General features: G+C 43.1%; 19 protein-coding genes and 1 pseudogene. 6 read left to right on the top strand and 14 right to left on the bottom strand.

Features of this window, described 5'->3' with window-relative positions:
* Positions 1–89: 89 nt before the first annotated feature.
* From QMA04_RS04950 to QMA04_RS04915, 8 genes are all read right to left on the bottom strand, one after another.
* On the bottom strand, positions 90–1376 hold the full coding sequence (locus tag QMA04_RS04950) for a nucleotide sugar dehydrogenase (RefSeq protein ID WP_290184310.1): 1287 nt from the start codon (positions 1374–1376) through the stop codon (positions 90–92).
* 66 nt (positions 1377–1442) lie between these two features.
* A complete protein-coding gene (locus QMA04_RS04945) occupies positions 1443–1955 on the bottom strand; it encodes a sugar-transfer associated ATP-grasp domain-containing protein (protein ID WP_203339239.1) in 513 nt (170 codons plus the stop codon).
* Between the two features lie 19 nt (positions 1956–1974).
* The gene (locus QMA04_RS04940; RefSeq protein ID WP_290184309.1) at positions 1975–2886 is read right to left on the bottom strand and encodes a polysaccharide biosynthesis protein; all 912 of its coding nucleotides are present in this window, start codon (positions 2884–2886) and stop codon (positions 1975–1977) included.
* 32 nt (positions 2887–2918) lie between these two features.
* A complete protein-coding gene (locus tag QMA04_RS04935; RefSeq protein WP_290184307.1) occupies positions 2919–3614 on the bottom strand; it encodes a CpsD/CapB family tyrosine-protein kinase in 696 nt (231 codons plus the stop codon).
* The gene (locus QMA04_RS04930) at positions 3556–4344 is read right to left on the bottom strand and encodes a YveK family protein (RefSeq protein WP_203339237.1); all 789 of its coding nucleotides are present in this window, start codon (positions 4342–4344) and stop codon (positions 3556–3558) included. Before QMA04_RS04930 ends, QMA04_RS04935 begins: the two co-directional genes overlap by 59 nt.
* A 333-nt stretch (positions 4345–4677) precedes the next feature.
* Positions 4678–5373, bottom strand: coding sequence for a response regulator transcription factor (locus QMA04_RS04925; RefSeq protein WP_191713768.1), 696 nt, complete (start codon positions 5371–5373; stop codon positions 4678–4680).
* Between the two features lie 18 nt (positions 5374–5391).
* Positions 5392–8196 (bottom strand): ATP-binding protein, encoded by a 2805-nt coding sequence (locus QMA04_RS04920; RefSeq protein ID WP_290184303.1) that lies wholly within the window; start codon positions 8194–8196, stop codon positions 5392–5394.
* Positions 8197–8726: 530 nt separating this feature from the next.
* Positions 8727–10397 (bottom strand): sensor domain-containing protein, encoded by a 1671-nt coding sequence (locus QMA04_RS04915; RefSeq protein ID WP_290184301.1) that lies wholly within the window; start codon positions 10395–10397, stop codon positions 8727–8729.
* A 374-nt stretch (positions 10398–10771) separates the two neighbouring features.
* Here QMA04_RS04915 and QMA04_RS04910 point away from each other — a divergent pair, with 374 nt between their 5' ends.
* Entirely contained in the window at positions 10772–11542 is a 771-nt protein-coding gene (locus tag QMA04_RS04910; protein ID WP_290184299.1) for an NRDE family protein, read from the top strand.
* 185 nt (positions 11543–11727) lie between these two features.
* On the opposite strand, the gene QMA04_RS04905 is transcribed toward QMA04_RS04910, so the two are convergent.
* Positions 11728–12696: an SMP-30/gluconolactonase/LRE family protein gene (locus QMA04_RS04905; RefSeq protein ID WP_290184298.1), complete on the bottom strand. Its 969-nt coding sequence runs from the start codon at positions 12694–12696 to the stop codon at positions 11728–11730.
* 295 nt (positions 12697–12991) lie between these two features.
* Positions 12992–13468 carry an SRPBCC family protein gene (locus QMA04_RS04900; protein WP_290184296.1) on the bottom strand — a complete coding sequence of 159 codons (477 nt, stop codon included), beginning with the start codon at positions 13466–13468 and terminating at the stop codon, positions 12992–12994.
* Between the two features lie 99 nt (positions 13469–13567).
* Here QMA04_RS04900 and uvsE point away from each other — a divergent pair, with 99 nt between their 5' ends.
* Together uvsE and QMA04_RS04890 are read left to right on the top strand one after the other, a co-directional pair.
* Positions 13568–14440 carry a UV DNA damage repair endonuclease UvsE gene (gene uvsE, locus QMA04_RS04895; protein ID WP_290184295.1) on the top strand — a complete coding sequence of 291 codons (873 nt, stop codon included), beginning with the start codon at positions 13568–13570 and terminating at the stop codon, positions 14438–14440.
* An 88-nt stretch (positions 14441–14528) separates the two neighbouring features.
* Positions 14529–14729, top strand: a pseudogene (locus QMA04_RS04890) (IS3 family transposase); the annotation flags it as partial.
* Positions 14730–14817: 88 nt separating this feature from the next.
* Here QMA04_RS04890 and QMA04_RS04885 read toward each other — a convergent pair.
* Together QMA04_RS04885 and QMA04_RS04880 are read right to left on the bottom strand one after the other, a co-directional pair.
* Positions 14818–16137 carry an ATP-binding protein gene (locus QMA04_RS04885; RefSeq protein ID WP_290184294.1) on the bottom strand — a complete coding sequence of 440 codons (1320 nt, stop codon included), beginning with the start codon at positions 16135–16137 and terminating at the stop codon, positions 14818–14820.
* A gap of 58 nt (positions 16138–16195) precedes the next feature.
* Entirely contained in the window at positions 16196–16678 is a 483-nt protein-coding gene (locus QMA04_RS04880; RefSeq protein ID WP_290184292.1) for a sigma-70 family RNA polymerase sigma factor, read from the bottom strand.
* Between the two features lie 238 nt (positions 16679–16916).
* Here QMA04_RS04880 and QMA04_RS04875 point away from each other — a divergent pair, with 238 nt between their 5' ends.
* Complete coding sequence (locus tag QMA04_RS04875) at positions 16917–17387, top strand: competence protein ComK (protein ID WP_290184291.1); 471 nt, start codon at positions 16917–16919, stop codon at positions 17385–17387.
* 80 nt (positions 17388–17467) lie between these two features.
* Here QMA04_RS04875 and QMA04_RS04870 read toward each other — a convergent pair whose 3' ends face one another.
* A complete protein-coding gene (locus tag QMA04_RS04870; RefSeq protein ID WP_290184290.1) occupies positions 17468–18523 on the bottom strand; it encodes a glycine-rich domain-containing protein in 1056 nt (351 codons plus the stop codon).
* 187 nt (positions 18524–18710) lie between these two features.
* Positions 18711–19232: a GyrI-like domain-containing protein gene (locus QMA04_RS04865; RefSeq protein WP_290184289.1), complete on the bottom strand. Its 522-nt coding sequence runs from the start codon at positions 19230–19232 to the stop codon at positions 18711–18713.
* Between the two features lie 276 nt (positions 19233–19508).
* Between QMA04_RS04865 and QMA04_RS04860 the strand changes: the two genes are divergently transcribed.
* Positions 19509–20327, top strand: a complete 819-nt coding sequence (locus QMA04_RS04860; RefSeq protein WP_290184288.1) for a TetR/AcrR family transcriptional regulator — start codon at positions 19509–19511, stop codon at positions 20325–20327.
* A gap of 18 nt (positions 20328–20345) precedes the next feature.
* Entirely contained in the window at positions 20346–23558 is a 3213-nt protein-coding gene (locus tag QMA04_RS04855) for an efflux RND transporter permease subunit (protein WP_290184287.1), read from the top strand.
* The last annotated feature ends 93 nt before the right edge of the window (positions 23559–23651 follow it).

Here is a 23651-nt window from a genome sequence, read left to right as displayed (position 1 = left end):
ATCATGTATATTTCCATGCAAAAAACCACCTGCACGCTACAGGTGGTTGCTATATCCATTCGGACAAACTAGAATTCTTTCTTAAAACTTCATAAACGCCATAGCTGGACTTTTTCCGGCTTCCTTTTAGGATCAAGTATACTTTTGACATCGAAGACAATGCCTTGCTGACCAATCAATAATCCTTCAAACTGTTTCCAACCAGCTTCTTTATAGGGTTTATGCGGAACTGCCAAAATAACTGCGTGGGCGGGCTTCAACTGCCGGTGGGTGAGGAGTTCCAGTTGATAATGGCTTGCTGTATCTTCAGTGGAAGCGTAGGGGTCAGCCACTTGTATTTCAATGCCGTATTCCCTGAGTTCCTCTACGATATCAGCAACTTTGGAATTGCGGAGATCGGGCACATCTTCTTTAGATGAAAGCCCCAGTATTGTCACGCGGCCATCAGCTATGCTGATATTGTCCTGAATCATTTTTTTGATCAATGTTTGGGCAATGTACCGCCCCATGCCTTCGTTGATATTGCGGCCGGATAAAATGACTTCGGAACTGTGGCCGACAGATTCTGCTTTGTTCGCCAAGTATAAAGAAGCCAACTCGATTCCCTGTCCTCCGACCAAATCCGGAGCAGCTTTCACAAAACCAATTCTGCTGCCCGCAGTTTCAAGCACTTCTTGCGTATCAATATTTAAGCGACCGCAAATCAAAGCAAGTTCGTTCATCAATGCCACATTGACATCAAGCTGGATATTTTCAATTAACTTGGCAGTTTCAGCCACACGGATTGAGGGTGCCTGATAAATACCGCCTGTAACCACACTGCCATAAACTTGCGCCAAAAATTCCGTTACTTCCTCGTTTTGTCCCGCCACTACTTTTTTCATTTTTGTAAAACTATACTTTTTATTCCCAGCCAGAACCCGTGCCGGAGAATAACCGACAAAAAATTCTTTACCGCTTTCGTAGCCCGAGTATTTCTCCAGTATCGGAATGCAGACTTCCTCTGTCAATCCCGGCGGCACAGTCGATTCATAAACCACAACCGCTCCTTTTTTCATATGCTGCCCGACACATTTGCTGGCTTCCTGCAAAGCCGTTAAATCGGGCAGCTTGTGCCTGTCGAAAGAAGTGGGCACAGCGATGATAATAAACCCGGCATCTTTCAAATCCGCTGGATCGGCTGTAAAAACAAGAGTGGAGTCCAGAAACTCCTCACGGCTTATTTCATTCGTTTTATCCAATCCGATGGTCAGTGCTTGAATTCTTTTTTCATCGATGTCATAACCAGTGACAGGATATTTCCGGTTAAAGGCGGCTGCTACAGGCAAGCCGACATACCCCAATCCGACTACAGCTATTTTCAGATTATGTAACATGCTGACGACTATCCCCCTTCACTCGCTTCTTATTCCTGACTGAAATCAGTTCTGTTTATTAGGCAGTTAGAGCAAGTTTTCTTTTTCTTTTAGAGAAGTGATTAAAATTGGCTGACCTTTAGCATTTAAGGCCAGCTTCCAAGAAATTACGTCATCGGCTTTATTGTCGATATGCAAATTGATGGCAAAAGACTTTAGCCTGTCAAAATGAGGAATTTGGCTGCCCGCAAACACAAAACGTGTTTGTGGATGCTTATTAATTTTCTCCAATGTATTCAGATCATAAGCATATGGCTTTAAATTCCCTTGATGGTCCACTCCGCAGGAAATGCCGCCAATTTCATCGGCAAATCCACTGACGCTTTCAACCGTGCCGATTTCCAGACTAGCCGACAACAATGAAATTGTATTGTTTTCACAATACGTGACCAAGTGGATGGTATTCAGTGCATACGGATAAATCTTATTTAAAAAAGGATGCTGCTTGATCATATCGTCATTTTGAAACGTCAGATCCCTACCTAATTCACGCAACTCTTCTTCAAAACGAAATTCATTGTGATGTTTTTCTGGCTCCATTAATTTCACCCTTTCGTGTTTAACGCTTCAGAAAAGATATGACCAACTGACGCGCTTCATTCTCCGTGGCTGTTTTCAATTGTTTCAGGAATCTGGCCATTTCAATTTGGCTAAGTCCTCTAGATGGGCTTGAATCGGTCTTCTTCAAGCCGTATAAATCAGATGCTGGCGCTTGGCTGTCCGTTTGCAGAATACGCTGCACCAGCTGAGCATCTGCTATTTTTGTGTCACTCGGACTATAAAGCTTCTTCGACTTAGCAGACATTCCATCTTCCGGCAAACGCACAATGATGTACCGAGTCAAACTGGTCAATGAAATACTCTCAACAACCATTTCAGACAAGCGTTTTTCAGCTTCCATGAGATTTCGCGGCTTTTCAGCCAACTCAGTAGAAATCATCACAAAACGCTTAATTTGGTAACGGTTAGCAGCTTCCGCAATGTTATTGGCAGCAAAGACAGCCCCATGTAGAGTGATAGATGAATCGTCTTCTGTTATATCTAGTTGCCGGTGCCCATCTGTATGGTAGATGATGTCTGGCTTGTAGCGCCCAATAATGGAATAGATCTTTTTTTTATCTTGAACATCCAGAACAATCGGTATGATTTCAATATTCCCTACCATCAACTTTCTTAGCTCATATTCAACTGAATAAATGGATTGCGGTCCATGTCCAAGCAGCAGAATGCAGGAAGGCTGATATTGAATCAGCTGACGGGCAATTTTGGAGCCGACAAATCCCCCTGCTCCAGTAACCAAAACGCTTTTTCCAGTCAGATGTGAAGCTGTCGGCAAAGCTACCAGTTCCAGCTTTTCTTCAATACTTTCAAATCCATTCGAAACAAAGATACGAAATTGGCGAAAAACAACAAGGAAAGGGATCAGTGAACGATGAAGAATTTCAAGTGCACGATGTTTGTACATCTCCATTTACGCTCGCCCTTTCTTTTCGGATCAACAGCTTAGTCGTTGTAATTATGGTAATAATAGTTTTCCTTGTTGAGCGGATAATTGTTCAGGACAACTCCGAGAATGAATGCTTTCGCTGTAGCCAAAGAGTCACGAGCTTTTTCAACGCTGACTTTCTCTGATTTCCCTGTATTCACTACCAAAACTGTGCCATCGCATTTATTCGCTAAAATCTTGGAGTCGGTTACTGACAGGATCGGCGGTGAATCAAAAAGGATATAATCGTACTGACCGCGCATTTCTTCCAGCAACTCCTCCAATGCATCGGACTCCAGCAATTCCGCCGGGTTTGGCGGAATTTGTCCGCTCATCAGCAAATCCAAGTTTGGAACCCCACTCGCTTTTACCGAATGTTTCAACTGCCCTTTTCTCAGCAAGAGATTAGACAGGCCGGTGTTGTTCCCTAATTGGAACGTCCGGTACAAAGTCGGCCGCCGCATATCGGCATCGATCAACAAGACTCTTTTTCCGGTTTCGGCAAATACGATTGCCATATTTGCCGCTGTTGTCGATTTCCCTTCTTCTTTTGAAGCAGATGTGAACAAGATGACTTTCGAATCCAAACCAGGTGTCGAGAAATTGATATTGGTCCGAATCGTTCGGTATTGTTCAGCAGTAATCGATTGTGGATTAGTACGAGCCACCAATTTTCGCGGCATTAACCTTTTTGTCTTGTTCATTGCCTGCATGTATATCCTTCTCCAATCTCTCTGTTAGATTTAATGGTTTTTCCATTTTCAAATTGCTGTCTACAGGACTGACAATCCCCAAAACTTGAAGCCCCTGAATTTCTTCAATATCTTCTTCTGTTCGGACCGTTGTATTCAATTGATCCAGGATCAGCGTGATGGCCATACCGAAAACCAGTCCGGCCACCGCTCCGATTGCCATGTTAAAAACAGGGTCCGGGCGAATCGGTTTTGGGTTTGCAGCAGTTTCTGCTGCAGCAAGAACACTGACGTTGTCCACATTCATCATCGTTTGGATTTCCTTTTGGAAGACCTGTGCTGTTGTATTCGCAATCAACACAGCCTGTTCCATCGAAGAATCTTCCACTGATAAGGTAACGACTTGTGAGCTTTCGATGTTATTGACCGTAATGCGTTCCGTTAAGGAGGAAATCGTATCTTTCAACTGTAACTCCTCGATGACATTGGCTAGAATCGCAGGGCTTTTGATAATGACATTATAGGTTCCGATCAATTGAAGATTGGTGTCGATATCCAGACTATCGAAATCCTGGCTGCTTGCTGTGTTTTGGTTGATTAAAATCTGCGTTGTCGCCTGATAGACCGGTTTCATCACGGTATAACTGGCAACCGCACTAATAACAATAAAAGCCAGTGTCACTAGGATGATCAACATTTTTCTTTTTGCCATTGCTTTCAGGAATTTATTCAAATTGAATGTGCTTTCCATAATCAAATCCTCCTAAGGTTTATCCTTTGTTATTTTCATCGTAAAACTCGAAGGTTAAAAACAAGTTAAGTAATCTAAAAATTCTAATAAAAGAGAAAACTTTAAAAAATAAAGGCATTAAGAACCGATTCAGATAATCAATAACCAGTAAAATAATAAATAAGGGAATAAACCAGGTTATTAATCACAGGGCACTATTTTAAATAAGGCTTAAAAGACTATAAAATAACTTAAAAGCCATTGTACTGTTGCAGCCAACAAATTAACGCTCTTTGCCCCTGCCACTTAAACGGCAAAATAAAAAGCATTCAGCCAGTAACAGCCGAATGCTTTTCATTCCCATATGAATTTGTAGCCGAACCCTCTAACCGTCTGGATATAAACCGGGTTAGCAGGATCTTTCTCAATCTTTCTCCTCAAGTTGCTGATATGGACTTTGACTGTCTGCACATCACCTTCTGAATAATAGCCCCATACCTGGTCATATAACTGCTCTGCCGTCCATACACGGTTTGGCGTTTGGGCCAATAGCAGCAGCAATTGAAATTCTTTATGGTAAAGCTTTACCTGAGCGCCTTCTATATACAATTCGCGCGCATCCACATGAATATGCAGATCTTTATATTTCAGGATTGTCAGCCCGTCTTCCTCATCGTTCTTCCAGCCGTTTCTTCGCAGAATGGCACGTATACGGGCTTCCAGTTCGTTGAAATCAAACGGCTTGGTGATGTAATCGTCGCCGCCCGCTTCCAATCCCTGAATTTTATAGACCAGCTCTTTACGATAGCTGACGAACAAAATCGGCAAAGTCGTTTTCAAGCGGATTTTCTCACATACTTCCAAACCATTCATGCCCGGCATTTCCACGTCCAGCAAAATCAGGTCCGGCCTCTCGCTTTCCAGCATATCCAAAGCCTGTAGACCATTTTCAGCCTGAATGACGCCATACCCTTTCTTCAGCAAGAACAATCGCATCAATTCGCGTATTCCTTCATCATCCTCGACAATCAACACTGTAGCAGCAGTCATCTGTTTTCCTCCTGTTCGTTAATGCAGAACCAGCGGCAATACAATAATCAGAACACTCCCTTTGCCTTCTTTGCTGTCCGCCCATATCTGCCCTTTATGGGCCAAAATGATTTCTTTAGCAATTGCGAGCCCAAGCCCGCTCCCTTTGTAGCTCGTAGAACTATCGATTTTGTAAAACCGGTCAAATATATGCGGCAATGCCTCTTTCTTGATGCCCCGCCCGTTATCAGAAATCCGAATGACCAGTTCTCCATCAAAATCCTCTTCAGCCAATAAAGCATGATCATTGTTTTGGGCAAGCAGCTCCAGAGACAGCTCAATCCGCCCTTCTTCTGAAGACGTATGCTTAACGGCATTCCAGAGAATATTGGAAATGACCTGATCAATCCGGTCCAAGTCGATCGCAAGATAAGCTTGATTGATTCCATCCAGATTTTCTGTGCCGTGGAATTTGAATTCCCGCCCGCTTTGAATGACATCAGATGCCAACGAATCGACGAGCCGCTCTGTCCATGGCTGCAGTTCATGTTGCTCGAATCGCAAGGTCATATTGCCAGACTTGTATTTCGTCAGTTCTACAAGATCTTCTGTCAGGCGTTCCAAAAGCAATAGTTTTTTATGGATCATATCCAAATAGCGCGGATTGTTTTCTTCAATCAAACTTTCCTTAACCGCTTGGATATAGCTATGGATCAGTGTAATGGGTGTACCCAGTTCATGTGAAATTGCAGACAGCATTTCGTTTCTGGATTTCTCAATTTCCTGAATTTCATCATTGACTGTCAGTAAATTTTTATTGGTGACTTCCAATGCCATTGACCTTTCCTGGACATTGCGTTCCAGAAAATGATTCAAGTTGGCCATTTCCTGTGTCAGTCTGCGCATATTCGCCAATGTCTCAACACGCAGCATAAACTCTTCTTTGTCACAAGGCTTCACCAGAAAATCGTTGGCACCCGCTTTGAAAGCATCCTTTTTCTTACCTAGTCCATCTTCATCCGATAACATCAAAATCGGCAACTCCGTCAATGTAAAGTCGCTGCGGATCTGTCGGCATAACTCGTCACTTGTTACATCGTCCAGATTGCCATCCATTACAATCAGATCGACTGCACTTTCTGCCAATATGCGCAAAGCAGTTTGGCCATCTTCTGCGCCAATTCCTCGGTAACCACCTGAACCCAATTGCTGCAAAAGTGCCAACCGGTTGGTCTCTTTCGAATCAATAACAAGGATATTCAACGTCTGTTTTGTTTCTTGCTGTTTCAATATGGAAGCCGCCAATTTGGAAACAGAAAGCTCCCTAATACCTGCTTCAACTTGCCCCGTTTCAGAATCTCTCTTCTTTTTGGAAAGATCCTCAACGCTATTGACCAAATGTGCCATATTTTCTCCACTTGTCACCCATTCATTCAATTGACTCGCCGTTGCAAAAGACTTTGTCCCTTCCGTCGTTTCTTGAAGGGATCGTGCAATTCCATCCCTGTCCTCAAGAGGTATTTTCAGGCCTGCCGATGTATATGCCAACGGCTCATCTTTTTGCTTATTAGCATGTTTCAGCGTTTCCGCTTCTAACTGTTGCCGATCATTTTTCTGGCACTCCAGTTCCCCTAATTTTTTAAAACCAATATGTTCTTTCTCGAGCAATGCCTTAGCTGCATATAAGAGACCCATTCCACTAAAGAAATAAATTGAATAATGGAGGATATTCAAATAAGGAATAATCGCAGCGGCAGTTAAAAAGGCCGTTGAAACAGCCACTGCCAAAAAAGATTGAGCAACCGCATACTGGCCGGCATATCGTTCCCCTTCGTTCCAAGCATAAAAAGCGATTGAAAAAGAAACACCGGCAGACAGAAGAGCCACTACATACAGCAGCAATGCAGCGATGGGATAGAAAAAGAATGAAAGCACTATTGAAGACAAGGCTAAAACTATCATTGCTTTAATAATAGTGAAATAGCGAGAGGCTTTGAGTCTTTCTGCAAACAGTTCACGCGTAACAACCAATAACAGAATACTGGCTGCTCCAATCAATACGGAGACAGTTTGTCTGTTCCACCATTCCAAGTTTGACCATATGTAGGCAAAACTGAAATTGGACCAAGTTGAAGATACTAAAATAAATGACACAGACAACAACAGGAGATACAGAAAGTTTTTTTGTCTATATTTGAGAAACCACTGGATGCAGCACCAAAAAAAGATGAGGCTTACTCCGCTGAATAGCCCGATCCAGGCAGTGATTTGCCGGGAATGCTCTTCAAATGCACCGTGTTCCCAAATCGTCAATGGCATGTACTTAGCACCTTTTGACTCCACACGCAAAAAGTATGTACTTGCTTCCGCCTCCGACAAATTCAAGTCGAAAATTAAATGATGATGAGGATGTGTTTCTGTTGATCTTGAAATGCCTTTTTCAATTTTTTCACTAGTGTATTCATCCGTCGGAACCGGCGAGTAAAGAATGGCTTCATCAATAGATGGATTTGCCAATTCCAGCAACCAGTCCCGATCCTCTGACTGGCTTTTCACCGTAAAGCTCAACCAATACACATCTTTAGCCAACCCGCCATTCGGCACTTCTTCTTCATTTGAAATAAACTTCCAACTGTAAGGGGGCACCACTAGATCATCAATCCGCAAATCGCCTTCCAAGTCTTTTAAAATCCGAAGTTCATCCGTCAATAAAAGTTCATCCACATCAGAACTCAAATAGATCGTTTCTGTTTCACTGTCAACTGCGATTGTATATTGACTGCTGTAAAAAAAGAAAGAGATTCCCAATATGCAGATCAGGCTGATGACCATAAAAATTTTCATTAAGGACTCTTTCATCTTTTTCACCTCAGTTATTCAGTAAAGAGAAACTTCACTCAGTGGAAGTTTTCCCCACTGAGTGTTAGTCCATCCAATCGGGCTTTTACGGCCAGTAGACCTTTCGCGAAGCGGAAGTCTTACTGACCGTTAATGCGGGGTAAAGAGAAACTTCACTCAGTGGAAGTTTTTTCCCCATTGAGTGTTAGTCCATCCAATCGGGCTTTTACGGCCAGTGGACAGAGAAGAGAGATAAATCAATAAATTCCTTGACCATTGCCGACTCCAGCAAATCTATAGTTAATTATGCACGTTTGTATCATCTCTTAAGGTAAATTTAATTAGTATAGAAACCAATTTATGGATTTTTAATAGGATGTATGATTTAACAGAATCATAACATTTTCCTTAGAAAAAGAAAACTCATTTTAATTCCGAAAATTCAAACATTGTCTATCATCTACTAATTTTACCAATAATTTTACTTAATTTAACCCTTTATTATTTCATCATAAAAAAACATGAGCAAAGGCTGCTCATGTTTGGCTTATTTGAAATGAATTTTTTTCCTGACTTTTTGCTTTATACATTGCCATGTCCGCCCGTTTCATCATGGCTGAAATTGTTATTTTTTCATCCAATGAAAAGGCGATTCCCATACTGATGGAAACCTGTAAGGATAAATCCTTCACATTAAAAGGTTTTTCCATTGTTTGATAAATGCTGGCAGCCACATTAGCCACTTGTTCCTGTCCTTCTGCATTTGCTACTAAAACCACAAACTCATCCCCACCCAGACGGGCAGCCATATTCGCTCTATGGATGCAGGTGCTCAACCGATAACCAAATTCCTGGATAACTGCATCACCAATTTCATGGCCCCATTGATCGTTGATTTCTTTAAAATCATCAATGTCCAGAATCATCACTGCTAAACTTTTTTGCGTTTTATCATGGATTTCCATTTGCTCTGCTGCATATTCCTGAAAATAACGGCGATTGGGCAGTTCAGTCAAAGAATCGAAATAAGCAAAATGCATCAGTTGATTCTCATATTCTTTTTGCAGGGAGATATCCCGCGCAACCATCACCATGTGCTTGAACCGCTTTTTCTCATCATATACAGGAGTACCGTTTAGTTCCGACCACACCCATCCTCTGTCTTTATGCAAAAGGCGAAGCTGCAGCAGATAAGTGGTACCGCTCTTTGCGGCTTCATCAAAGGCCAGTGTTATAGCCGGCACATCTTCCGGATGGACATTATAAAATGGCTTTTGGCCGATAATGTGGCTTGCCTGATAGCCATATATGCTTTCAATAGAAGGAGACAAATATAGATAAGCTTTTTGATGATCCATCAATACAATGACATCATGAACGTTTTCCGCAATGATCTGAAAGTTCTTTTCCCCAGCTTCATAAAGGCTTGCCACTTTATCCAATTCTGTCATATCTTTGACAACCATATAAAAGCCAGTAATTTTACCTTTCGGACTAATTGGAATAAATTTAATCAAACAACCCATAATTTCCGCAGATTTCGAAGTGAAGTTCAGGCGCACGTCTTTAAATTCACCCTCGACAGCAGCCAGAAAATGCTGTTGTGCAAGTAGTCGGTCTTCTGAAAAAACAAAATCAACAAAGTTTCTTCCAACTATCTCCTTCATCAAGTAGCCACTTAACTGTTGGGCTGTCGGATTCCCACCGGTAATATCGCCTTTTAAATCCACTGTAAAAATTGCACCTGCATTGCTTTCGTATAAAGCCCTGTATCGGGCACTATTTTCTTCCAAGCGTTCACGTATTCCATTGTTTTTCAATTCAGTTGCTTTTTCATCTGTTATGTCTTTTACTAAACTTACAATATGAGTACATTTTCCTGTCTCATCGAAAAGTGGAGTCAGATGGGTTTTCGAATAAAATAGTTGCTTCCCAGCAGAATAGAAAGAATCTTCATAGACCACACATTGTCTGCTTTGGACTGCTTCCCTATACTTTTCCTGTAAAAAACTCGCCAGCTTTGAAGAATGAACTTCATGAAACGTCCTGCCAATCGAAAGAGAAGTCAAAGAGGTTTTTTCCATCACTGCCGTATTAAAAAATTCATAAATGAAAGAATCCTCCTCAACAACTTTTATGACAAACACCATTTCTTTAATGCCTTCCATCAATACCTGTGCAAAAGACAATGAAGCTGCTTCGTTCATTATGTCCATCCTCCTGATCCTCTTTAAGCTCTCCAACTATAGTAAAAACTCTTTTAACAGTGTAGCAGAAAATACTTCCGTTTAAAACTTTAGAACTAATATCTTTTTAAAAAATAGGTCAATCTGCGCAATAACTTTTATAGATGATGAATGTCCATTTCAATTTCTACCCATCCCATTTTCTTGATAAAATAATTTTAAATGCCGGTACCTCTTTCTGTTAACGTGCCCATTCATTGTATATAATGAGAGAAACTTTACACAACAGTCACTGGCCATTGAGTAAAGTTGTTCCAATCGGACTTTTAAGGCTGGTGCACTTTCCGGGCAGCGGAAGCTTTACTGGCGGATAAAAATAACAAAGGGGATAAGTTATGTGTCTGATCAACCTACAGTTTCGGAACCACCCTAAATACAAACTGATTGTTGCTGCAAATCGAGACGAGTTTTACGGCCGTCCCGCTGCATCTGCCCGTTTCTGGGATGACGAGCCCCATATTTTAGCTGGCCGCGACTTGACTGGAATGGGCACATGGCTGGGAGTTACCAAACATGGACGTTTTGCAGCTTTGACAAATTTTCGGGATCCAACCAATCTCGAAGCAGGCGCCATATCGAGAGGCGCAGTAGTCAAAAACTTTTTAGCCAGTACCGATTCTTCTAAAGATTATGTAACGTCCATCGATCCAACACAATACGCTGGGTTCAATATTATTTTAGGCGATTCTGACCGATTGCTTTATTACAACAATATTCAGCATGAGTCTTACGAAATTCCTCCTGGAACTCATGGACTCAGCAACCATTTTCTTAATACGCCTTGGCCAAAAGTGACAAAAGGAAAGGAAAAGCTGTCTTCTTATATGGCACAATCCAAAGAAGCGGATTTGGAAGAGCTTTTCGCCATTCTATCTGATACGGAACATGCACCCGATACGCATCTTCCAGACACTGGAGTTGGTTTGGATTTGGAACGTATGCTGTCTCCTATGTTCATTCAAACACCTGATTACGGAACACGCGCTGCAACCGTAGTCTTGTTTTCGCATGATGGCACGCTTACCTTTGCAGAACGAAATTACGAAAAAGGCAAATTTCAGGAAGACAGTTTTTTTGAATTCAAAATTGAGCAGAAAACCCAGTAACAGATTTCGGTTGAAATATACAGAAACCCGGCAACCTTATTTTGAAAGGATGCCGGGTTTCTTTTACTTTTCTGGTTCGTAAATTTGTTCAGCAGTTTCTATTCGGCTTTACGTTATACGCATTTCTGAATCAGCTACTGATCGGTTTTGATAAGAATTAGCAACTCACCGTTGGTTGAAATTCTTTATTGCGCTCCGTACAATGGCAATCCGTTTTCTTTCACTTGAATTCGCCATACTTCATTTTTGGAGGATTCAGTGACATACAGATAACCGTCCTGGAATGTCAGATTCGTTGTGAAGGTTCCTGCGCCTTCCGGAAGACGAATTGTGCCATAACTAAATCCGCTTGCATCTTGAACGACAATTTCACCAGCCTGGAAATGTGCGATATACAAATTTCCTTTGTCATCAACAGCTAAACCATCGGGACCGATTCCTCCTTCGTACTGTCCGAAAATAAACGGAGTTTCAGGTGATGGTGGTGCATTTTTGGCTGGAATAGCAAGTACTCTATTTTTAGCGAATTCTGATATGTAGACACGCAATCCATCCGCTGAAATTGCGACACCATTCGGATAGGCGATTTTTTCAGCGAATAATTCAGGTTCTGTACTGTCTGCAGGAACATAAAAGACGCGTCCGACTGGATGGGTAGCACTTGAGCCCATGGGTTCCGTAAAATACAAGCCGCCATCTTGATCAAATACCAAGTCATTCAAGCCGTTTAACGGTTCTCCTTGATATGTGCTGATGACCACCTTACTGTCCCCTGTTTCCGGATCGTATGCGTGGATCACTCCACTGATATCGGTAATGAACAGGCGGCCGTCATTATGGAACTTCGCTCCTACCGGACCTGGATATTCCTTAACGAATTCGACTTCTCCATCTTCCACTGCCAAAAGTTCTCCTGACATGGGGCTGACCATCCAAATCTTACCGTCACGGTCAAAGTTGATGCCTTCCATAAACCCGCCATCTCCTGTAACCACCTTTTCCCATTTGGCTTTAGATGGAATAATCTCAGAAATGTCATGTCGTTCCCCTTTTGCTGCAGACTTCTTGTCATTGGCTGCTTTTGTGCCTGCAAAACCGGCTGCTACCAGGAAAACCACAAGTAATGCCATAATTGCCCATCCTCTTTTTTTCATGTGCTGAATACCTCCTCATTTTACTGAACTCATTGTCTTCGAATTTTTAATTGATTGCCACCGAAATATGAAACTGCTTCAACAAAATATACAAGCGGCAATGAGTAAAAACAACAAGGATAACTGGTAGAGTACAGGAATAAATCAGTAAGAATTTATCTATTTTAACAAGAATATTTTTGTTAAACTGGTAGGTTATCAAGAATTGCAAAGATAAAAGACAGATAGCTGGCTTTTAGAAAGCTATCTGCCTCATGCATCGTGTATTATCTTTAGAAGCTGCGATCAATCATCGTTAAACACTCATGCTGTCAACCAATCGCTTGTATTCGGGATACCAATGCTCCCACTCCAACGTCCGTTCAATACTTTCTTTATTAAGCAGTGCCTCAAGAACATCCAAACAAACATGCCAGCCAGCCAAATCCCTTGGTGTATGGTCTGTTAAAGCTGGAATGCTCTCCAGCATACGCAGGTGGGTTTCTCCATCTTCGGGAGTAAGCTCAAACAGGACATGGTCTTCGCCCCACTCAAAACCCAATTGGCTTTCCGTCTCAAAATCCGTAATCGACATTTTTTCAAAATGACCGTTTCCCATATCAAACGAGAGGTGTCCTCCTTTTCCCGGCTCTTCTATCTGCAATCCAGCGAACCATTGATGAATCTTGTCATTATCCGTCAGCATCTGCCAAACTTTTTCGATGTCATGCGACAGCTTCCGGTCAAATGTGGCAAGATAACCTTTTTCAGTGCGGGTGATTTCTGCAGTCATTTCAATTCCTCCTATTGAATCATTTCTATATAATATACCCGAAAGGAAGGAATGCAATCGGTGCTGGAAGGGTATAGAAAAGCAAGGAGTTGAATTTAGATGAAATTAGGTTATGCCTGTATGAACACTGAATTGAAAACCATCTTCAGAACTTTGCGTGTCGCAACTGCGGAAGCGGAAGGGACAGGAAAAATAAAAGAATTGACCATGAAAAATCTGGAGACTACCTTAGAAATCCTCCGGTGGAATCTGGAGCACGATATTTTCTTTTACCGGGCTTCCAGTTCAATCGTTCCACTCTCTACCCATCCGATAAACGATTGGATTTGGTGGGAAGATTCGGATGTCCTGACGATCACAGATGAAATCCGTACAATTGTAGAAGAAAATACCATGAGGGTATCGGTTCATCCCGGACAATACACGGTTCTCAATTCGCCGAAGCCCGAAGTGGTCCGGAAATCAATCGAGGATCTCGAATACCACGATAAACTGATTCAATTGCTTGGGGGCTCCGACATCATTCTCCATACCGGAGGAGCTTATGGAGACAAAGAAGCGGCAAAACAACGATTCGCGGAAGCCTATTTGGCGTTGTCTCCAAGCATCCGCCAGCGTTTGCGTCTAGAAAATGACGATAAAACTTTTACAGTGAGAGATGTCCTGGATGTCAATAAGATATGCGGAGTACCGATTTGCTTTGATATTCATCACCATAACTGCAATAATGACGGGAATCCCGTCGACTACGCTGAAATCCTTGAGACCTGGAAAGGTTACGGTACGCCTAAAATCCATATCAGCACAGGAAAAGAAGGATTCACGGATCTCCGCCATCATGATCTCGTTTCCGAAACGGACTTTAATGAATTACTGGCCCTGCTCCGCGGAACCGATGCGGACATCATGTTCGAAGCCAAACTGAAAGAACAATCCGTCCTGCCTTTTGTCCGGCAGTTAATGAATAAATAAATAAAAAAGGCTGTCCCAAAAGTCATTTTTCATGACAAAAGGGCAGCTTTTTTTAAAAGATTCCATGTGTTTCATTCGATTCACTGCTTTCCAAAGCATGTCCCGAAAAGAGGCCTGTGCCCATAACGCGGCCACGGAAAACCTCTTCGGCCTCCTGAAGCAGGAAATGTATTATGGAGAAGCATTGGCATCATACGAAGAATTAAAACAGCAGATCGAACAATACATAACCTACTGCAACAACGAACGTATTAAACAAAAATTAGCTGGCATGAGCCCGGTGCAATAGCGGACATATGCCAGCCAATTAGCTGCATAAGTAAAACTCTAACTTTAAAGGATCACTACCTAAAACTTACTTTCCAGACAGCTCCTTTTTATTTGCTCACCGATGCTGTATTCGGAAATTCCAGCGTGAATTCAGTGCCTTTTCCTTTTTCGGAATCCACCAGAACTTCTCCATTCATTTGGCTGACAATGCTGTAGGTAACCATCATTCCAAGTCCTGTTCCTTTGATTTTATTCGAAAAATAAGGTTCTCCTAAGCGTTTCACTTCTTCTTTTGTCATACCGACGCCCTCGTCAGCCACTTCGATCCACACTTTGGCAGGAGACGATTTGACGGATACGGCCAAGGTTCCTCCTTCAGGCATCGCCTCAATGCCGTTTCGGATGATATTAACCAAAGCCTGCTGGAATTTCTGCCGATCGACCAGAATCCTTGCATGTTCATCCATCTCTATCATCTGCATGATGACATCTTTTCCATTAGCATAAGGCGCCATGATTTTTAGTACATGATGGACTTCTGGAGAAACCGTAATCGGCTCTAGTTGTCCGTAGGTTGGTTTCGCATAGACCAAATAATCATCGATCAAATCTTCTGCCGTAATGATTTCTTCTAATATGGTCTGATGAAACTCCAGTTGTTTTTCACGGCTGTATTCATATTCATGCATCAACTGGATAAAGCCTTTGATGCTCTGCAAAGGGTTTCGCAATTCATGGGAAACGGCCGCGGCAAAATGGCTGACTGTCTCCATTTTTTCATGCTTCAGCATAGCATTGTACATGTATTCCTGACGTTGCATATGCTCAATCAATAAAGCCGTCAAGACAATGATGGTGCCTTGATTGAGCATCAGCATCACCCAAATCCCAATAATGTCATGCAGTGGGTCCCCAAAAAAGAACGCGCCCGCAAACATATTGAACAAGAGCGAAGCAATTGAAATGCAGAACACTAATGCAATTTTGCCGAGGCGATTTATCCGCATATACAGTGGACGCAGGAACGGCACTCCAGCTGCGATCACAAATTGGTTAAGGATGGCAATGTACATTCCGTCTCCACCGATGATTATCCGGCCAATTGAAGAAACCAAAAACAAGATGCCCGAAACTACAGGTCCACCATACAAAGCTCCTACGATCATAGGTACTTGCCTTAAATCAAAAATGTATTGGTCTGTCAGAAACTGATAAGGGAACACCATGCATAATATGATGGAAATCGAGAAAAGAATGGTCATGGTCACACGGTGGCTGACGAAAAAGTTTCGCTGGCCTGCTGTCGCAAACATCTGATAGACGACAATCGGAAAGATGATGAAAAAGATGTTATTGATCATGCCCGTCATCATTTCTTCCATGTATGTCATCTCCTTTTCTTTTTTGCTGCGTCCTTCATTATACAATTCGCTGTTCCTCCCTACCACCCCTTTCTGCCTGAATCCGGAAGCCAGCTGATGTCTTCTATTGTTTGAACGGATGTTGCGTTGTAACCTTCAGTTTTTTCAATAGCCGCTCGCGCCTCTTTTTCATTCCGGCCAGCGAAATCTTTTCAAGTTCGGCCAATTCCGGAAGGCTGAACCCTTTTACGAAAAGAGCATCGAGGAGCCACTTTTCATGTGCAGTCAATTGATTTATTTCCAGCCATTCCGGTAATTCCTCTATCACTGTTTCTTCTGCTTTTTCTCTAACACCGTTGTCTGTACAGCTTCCGCGATCGTTTCTTTTGGTCTCCCGTTTCAGTTCATCCAGCATCGCTCCTTGAATGCTGCGATAAGCAAAAGGAGTGAAGTTTCCTTTTGAATCTTCGAAACGCTGCCATGCTTGCCATAAGGCGATATTGCCGATTTGGCGAAAAGTGTCGTAATCGCGGTAAATATGGAGCTTTCGGATCAAAGCAGAAATCATTGGAGCATATTGTACCGCTACTTCTTCAAAATCTTTCATCGTCTTATCCTTCTGAACGTTCGTCGATTCCCGGGTGAATCCAGAATAGTTCAGATTGTAAGAAGCAGCCAATCGCTGTTTTCTATCTTTTGACGTTCAAAAATACGGTTTGTCTCGAGGAAACAAAGCGTTTGTGCGCAACAATTATCAAAAGAGTTTTTATTTTCAAAAAATAGATTGCCTGATAAAGTAGCGAATGGTAGAATTTTCATGTGTTAAGAAAGGGGAGCTTGTGCTAGTGAAGAAGTATGATGAGAATTTAATTGATCGATCAGTGTTGTTTGTGGAAAGTTATTTCGAAACAGAAAGAAAGTCTAAAATCGTCACTAAAGACGGTATTTTTTATTCCCGCGATTCTGTTTTGACCTTGATTGATCAGGCCTGTATGATGTTTGCTTCTACATACGAAGGCCGCGTAAAAGCCACACGGCATAATCTTAAACAGCATAAAAAAACAACACTTCTCATCTCAGAAGATGGTTTGGCCGCCTATCCCACAAAGTCTCCGGATCACCCTGACTGCGTTTGGATTTTCAACCACCATTACCGCCTTGAAACCATAGCCCCAACCAGAACCCGCATCATTTTCGATGAATTCAATGTTTCAACAGAAGTCAATGTCTCCATCGGCATCCTGCAAAAACAGCGCAGCCGTATGTACGAGATGATCTACTATTATTCAAACGTCCGTGAAAGAAACAAGCACTGAAAGAAGAAAGACACCTCTCTCTGCATTGGGATATGCCAATGCAGAGAGAGGTGTCTTTCTTCCAGAAAACATTATCCCTTTCAATCAGATCCGCCGCCGCAGCTGCTTCCGCAGGAATGGCCGCTGTCGGAGCCGCCAGAATCAGTTGATTCAGCAGCACACCAAGGATCTCTTGAGTTTTTAGGGCTGTCCAAAAGATTGCTGAGAAAACCTGGATTTTCCGCATCGGAATCCAGCTTGATTTTTCTTTGTGTTTTTGCTATTCCCAGAGATTCAGCATACGTTGTGCCATCACTGTTCGCCGCCCAAAATACGTAAGGAAGCGTCAGCTCATTTGCAGTTCCCGGTGTGGGATAGGAGTTTGCAGAGATGCGAGTCTGCTTTTGGAGAAACTGCTCGAATTTCCCTTTGTTGCCTGCAGCCTGGATATCCTCCTTTATGCTCCGAACCATTCCTTGAACCAGTCGCCGAGTTTCAGGCCTGGCAAAAAAGTACCGGCCTTCGAGTTGATCGATGTCTGTGTCTCTCCACTCAGCCATAAACTCTTCGCTTGGCATGTTTGCATAAAATGGAGTGCCCCATGATTTGACCGAAGAAGGTTTCTCAATGAATAGTTTTTTGTACATCATATCGAACAAGAACTTATCATCGGCTCCATCTACACCATCCACATTTGGGGCATGATGAATAAATTGTCCAGCAAAATTTTCTGTGAAATGCTTATATTGATTGGTGAACATCAATTGCTGATGCCACACTTCGTCTACGGCTTTTGAGAACATCGGCACTTTTTTCAGAATAGACGCCATAAGAAGAAAACGTTTCTGCTCAAACATCAATTCCAGGATAGTTTCCTGGCTATATTTTGTCTCCTTAACCATTCGATTGTAGATATTCACTTGATAATCCAGTGGATAGGCATCTTCCAACTGTTGCGCATGATTTCGAGCAGCAGAATCCGTCTCTTTTACAAAATCCAATTCTAAGGTCTGTTGTTTTTTGACAAATTCATCCTTCGTCAGCAAAAACAATTCCCGATTTCTATTTTTCGCGTTAACCTTTTTTCGTGTTTCCGAATAACTTGCGACAGCTACAATTCCAACGATTGCTGCAATAATTCCAAAGGATACAAACATCTTATCTCTCCTTTTTTAAATGAACCTTCTTTTTCTATCTTACTCCAAAAAAAAGGCTGTTTTACATACATTGGAAAAATGCTTTTACTGCATATTTGCAATGAGCTAATTTTACTCTATCGAAAAAAGCACTTCTCATTATTCCGGCTAAAAATGCCAATCTAAAGAGAAGTACTTTTCATTTCGCCTATGCAGCGTCGTCGCGCATGAGCAGAAATGCGATTTCAATTGCCCATTTGTTTAAGTCGGGTTCCGTTTCGGGATCGGTTACGTAAAATTCGAAACGGCCGTTCCATATTTCATCTTCGCCTTCCCAACGTTTATCGATGTCCAACCCTTCATGTATTGCCCATTGTTCCAGGGCATCAAGTGATTTTTCCAACTCATCGGGATGCCCTTTATGCAAAGCTCTTACATAGGAACCGCCCGGAATATAACTTGCCACTACACGTTCATCTACCGACACCATGCGCTTGACCGGCACTCCAACTTCCATCTTGTACTTGCCCTCAGAATCTCCCATACACCAATATCGAAAAAATGGAGCTCCTGCCGGTTTGATGCCTCTCTTCTTCAGCCAGTCGAATAGTTCACCAACCAGGCCGTTGACTTCGTCCCATTCCGATAGCCCCGCCACAATTGGAATTCCGACATATGGCTGCTCTGCACGTTCTTCCACAAATGGTTCACTGATATACTTCTGCCCCATCCAACCCTCTCCTCTTTGAACGAATCGAGCCAATAACTGTATTATTCTCTATTCGTCCTGACAGTCCTTTAATTCAGTACAGAAATTTCAATATAAAAACGTTCTAAAATTTTTAAACCTTCATTCCCAATAAAGTCGTCATTTACATCATCACCAGACAATAAATTGTCACATCATTCGAAGCTCTTCAAATTGACATTAATAGGTGGAAACTATAATCTGAAACAGGTGACTGACCGGTCACTATATGTGACCGATTGGTTTAGGAGGGCTTGAATGGACAAAAGAACTGAGATTATGAAACAGGCTGTGCACCTGTTTTCTTCAAAAGGCTTTCATCAAACTTCTGTTCAGGAAGTGGCACAAGCCGCTGGAATTTCCAAAGGAGCTTTTTATAAACATTTCGATTCGAAGGAAAACATGTTCATCGAAATCCTAAAACAGCACCACGAAGAAATCTCGACGGAAATCGCCAATTACGAGCAAGTACCTGGTTCAGATTCCAAGGATGTCTTCAAGAAGAAACTGGCCATTGAAATTGAACGCACTCTCTCCAATCAGGAATTTTTCATGATGGTGTTCAAGGACATGCCGCTCAGCGACAGTGACAAGCTGAGTGCCTTATTCGGGGAATTGCGGCAGTCGACCATCACATTGCATAAAACCATTTTGTTGGATACATACGGCATGGAGATCGAGCCGTTCCTTCCCGATTTGGTGACGGTGCTTGAAGGTCTGATGCAGCAATACATCATCACCTTGTTGATGGACAAGAAACAAGTGCAAATCTCCAAACTCGCCAATTTCATCACAGCTGCCATCGATGCCGTTGTAAATAATTTAGCGGCGATGGAACCTGTATTGGCTGAAGCACATTCCCCTGCAGAAACAATCGAGCAACTCCTGATGCAAATCTCTGAGAAGATTAAAGCATCTGAAACGAATCCCGATAAGTTGCTGGCTTCACTGGATTTGCTGAAAGAACAAATCGGCCAAACAGAACCACAGGATTTTTTGATTGAAGCCCTGCTGCTTTATTTGAAACAGCATCCTTCCATTAAGAATGAAGTCATCTATCTGGAATATTTCATTTAACGAATAGGAGCTAAGAACTTGAAAAAAATCATTGATTTTTCCTTAAACAACAAATTTGCGATATGGATTTTGACCATTATGGTTGTCGTTGCCGGCCTTTATGCAGGCTTGACGATGAAGCAAGAATCCATTCCGAGTATTACACTGCCTGCAGTTACTGTAGTCACTACATACCCGGGCGCTGCGCCTGACGAAATTATGGAAGAAGTTACGATTCCAATGGAACAGCGGATTCAAAATATGAATGGCGTCGAACTGATGACATCCACATCATTAGCCAACGCTTCCACTATCCAAGTCCAGTACGACTTTGATGTCGATATGGACGAGGCCACCCGCGAATTGGAAGATGCGTTGTCGCAAGTTTCAATTCCCGAAGCAGCCAATGAACCAGAGGTTTCCCGCCTTAGCCTGGATGCCTTCCCGATTCTGACATTGAGCATCAGCAACTCCGGAAGCTCACTGGAAGAACTGACAGCAAACGTTGAAGACAATGTCCTTCCTGCTCTTGAAGGCGTAGACGGTTTATCCGATGCACAAGTATCGGGTCAGCGTGTGCAGAAAGTCACGATGGCTTTTGACCAGGAAGCTCTGGCACAATACGGCTTGACTGAAGAAACGATCCAGCAATTGATCCAAGGTTCAAAACTGACTTTCCCATTAGGATTGACGGACTTTGACGGAGAACTTAAAAACTTGGTCATCGATGGCGATATTACAACTGTCGACGACTTGAAAAACCTGCAGATTCCAGCTATCCCTCAAGCTGCTGCTCCGACAGCCCCAGCTCCTGATGCTGCTGCCGGCGCACAAACACCAACTGGCCCTGATGCCGCTGCAGGCGCACAAGCCCCGGCCGCTCCTGGTGCCGCTGCAGGCGCACAGGATCCTGCCGCTCAAGCTCCAGCTGCTCCAACTACAATTCCGACAGTCGCTTTAAGCGAATTGGCTGACATTGAAGTGGTGAGTGAAGCGGAATCGATTTCCCGTACGAACGGTGAAGAATCGATCGGTATTTCAATCATCAAATCACCAGATGCCAACACCGTTGAAGTGGTTAATGCTGTCAAAGACATCGTTGCAGATGCTGAAGAAGAATATGGCTTAACGATCTCTTCGACATTCGACCAAGGCGAACCAATCGAGAAATCGGTCGAAACGATGCTCAGCAAAGCGTTATTCGGTATTTTATTTGCCGTCGTCATCATTTTGCTGTTCCTTCGCAGCTTCAAGACAACATTGATTTCAATCATCTCGATCCCGTTATCCTTATTGATGGCAATTTTCTTATTGAATCAATTGGATATTACCTTGAACATCATGACACTCGGCGCATTGACTGTAGCTATCGGCCGCGTCATCGATGACTCGATCGTCGTTATCGAAAACATCTACCGCCGTATGGCCTTGCCTGGTGAGAAATTGCGCGGCAAAGAATTGATTCGTGAAGCAACAAGCGAAATGTTCCTTCCGATTTTCTCATCAACCGTCGTCACCATCGCGGTATTCCTTCCGCTTGCCCTTGTCAGCGGACAGATTGGCGAATTGTTCTTGCCATTTGCCCTCGCAGTGGTCTTTGCCTTATCAGCTTCTTTACTGGTTGCTGTAACCATCGTTCCGATGATGGCGCATTTGATGTACCGCAAGCAATTGCAGAATCTGGATACTCCTCAATCCAATAAAAAAGAACACAAGCCAGGAAAAATGGCAGCCAGCTACAAACGCATTTTGGAATGGTCATTGAACCACAAAATCATCACATTCGGAGGAGCTACCGTAGTCCTTGTCGCCAGCCTATTCCTGATTCCCGTAATCGGCGTCAGTTTCCTTCCTGAAGAAGAACAAAAAATGGTCATGGCTACTTACAGCCCCGAACCCGGCCAGACACGTGAAGACGTGGAAGCCATTGCACTTGATGCAGAAGCTTCCATTGATGGACGTGAAGGCGTCACTTCATACCAATACTCGCTTGGCGGCGGAAATCCGTTGTCAGCTATGGGCGGAGGCGGAGATAATTCCGCATTGTTCTATATTGAATATGATGATAACTTTGCCGAATTCGAAAATGAAAGCAAAAAACTGATTGAAGAATTGAACGGCTCTACTGAAACCGGTGAATGGGCAAGCCTGGACTTTGCTGCAATGGGAGCAAGCGGTCTGGAAATGTTCGTTTACGGTGACAGCGTGGAAGACATTCAAACAGCCATCAATGAAATCCAGCCGTTCATGGAAGACAACGATGGTTTAGAAAACACAGAGTCCAGCTTGACTGAAGCTTATGATCAGTTTACTTTGGTAGCTAATCAGGAAAGCTTGAGCGAAAACGGCTTAACTGCTGCCCAAATCGGTATGGCGTTAAGCAGCGTTGGCGAAGCTCCTGTATTGACCACCGTTACGAACGAAGATAAAGAACTGAACGTATATATCGAAACAGAAGAAACCGAATACGCGGGAATTGATGACGTAACAGCCATCGAAATTCCAACTGCCCTTGGTTCGACTGTGACAGTCGGTGAAGTCATGGAAGTGGAAGAAGGCAAATCGCCGGATACCATCAACCGCAGAGATGGCCAAATGTATGCATCTCTGACTGCAGACGTTATTGGCAACAATGCTGCGGAAATCACTGCGGAAATCGATGAGCAGGTAGCAGAGCTTGACCTTCCTTCCGGTGTCACTACTGACCACGGCGGCGTAACTGAACAGATCAACGAATCGTTCACTCAGCTTGGCTTGGCAATGCTTGCAGCCATCGCGATCGTTTACTTTGTATTGGTTGTTACATTCGGAGGCGCACTCGCTCCATTCTCTATCCTGTTCTCGTTGCCATTTACGGTAATCGGCGTACTTGTGGCGTTATGGATTACTGGAGAAGCATTGAGTGTCAACGCATTGATTGGTGTTTTAATGCTGATCGGTATCGTTGTGACAAATGCCATCGTTTTGATTGACCGCGTCATCCACATGGAAAAAGCCGGGTTGACAACACGCGAAGCCCTTCTTGAAGGCGGCGTGACACGTCTACGCCCTATCCTGATGACTGCTTTAGCAACTATCGGAGCTTTAATTCCGCTTGCTATTGGCGTGGAAGGCGGAGGCGGCGGATTAATTTCCCAAGGCCTCGGCATAACGGTTATCGGCGGATTGATCAGCTCGACTTTACTGACATTGGTGATTGTGCCGATCGTCTACGAAGTCGTGTCGAAGTTCCGTAAGAAACAAATAGATTAAGCTTTTAAATAAAGGCAGCTCACTCATGAGCTGCCTTTTTCCATGCTTATTTTTGGTGAGCGCACCTCATTTGGCTTTAAGCGCACCTCAACT

The sequence above is a fragment of the Planococcus sp. APC 3900 genome, from assembly GCF_030407735.1.
GTDB lineage: Bacteria > Bacillota > Bacilli > Bacillales_A > Planococcaceae > Planococcus > Planococcus notacanthi.
This window is presented reverse-complemented; position numbering and strand designations above follow the sequence as displayed.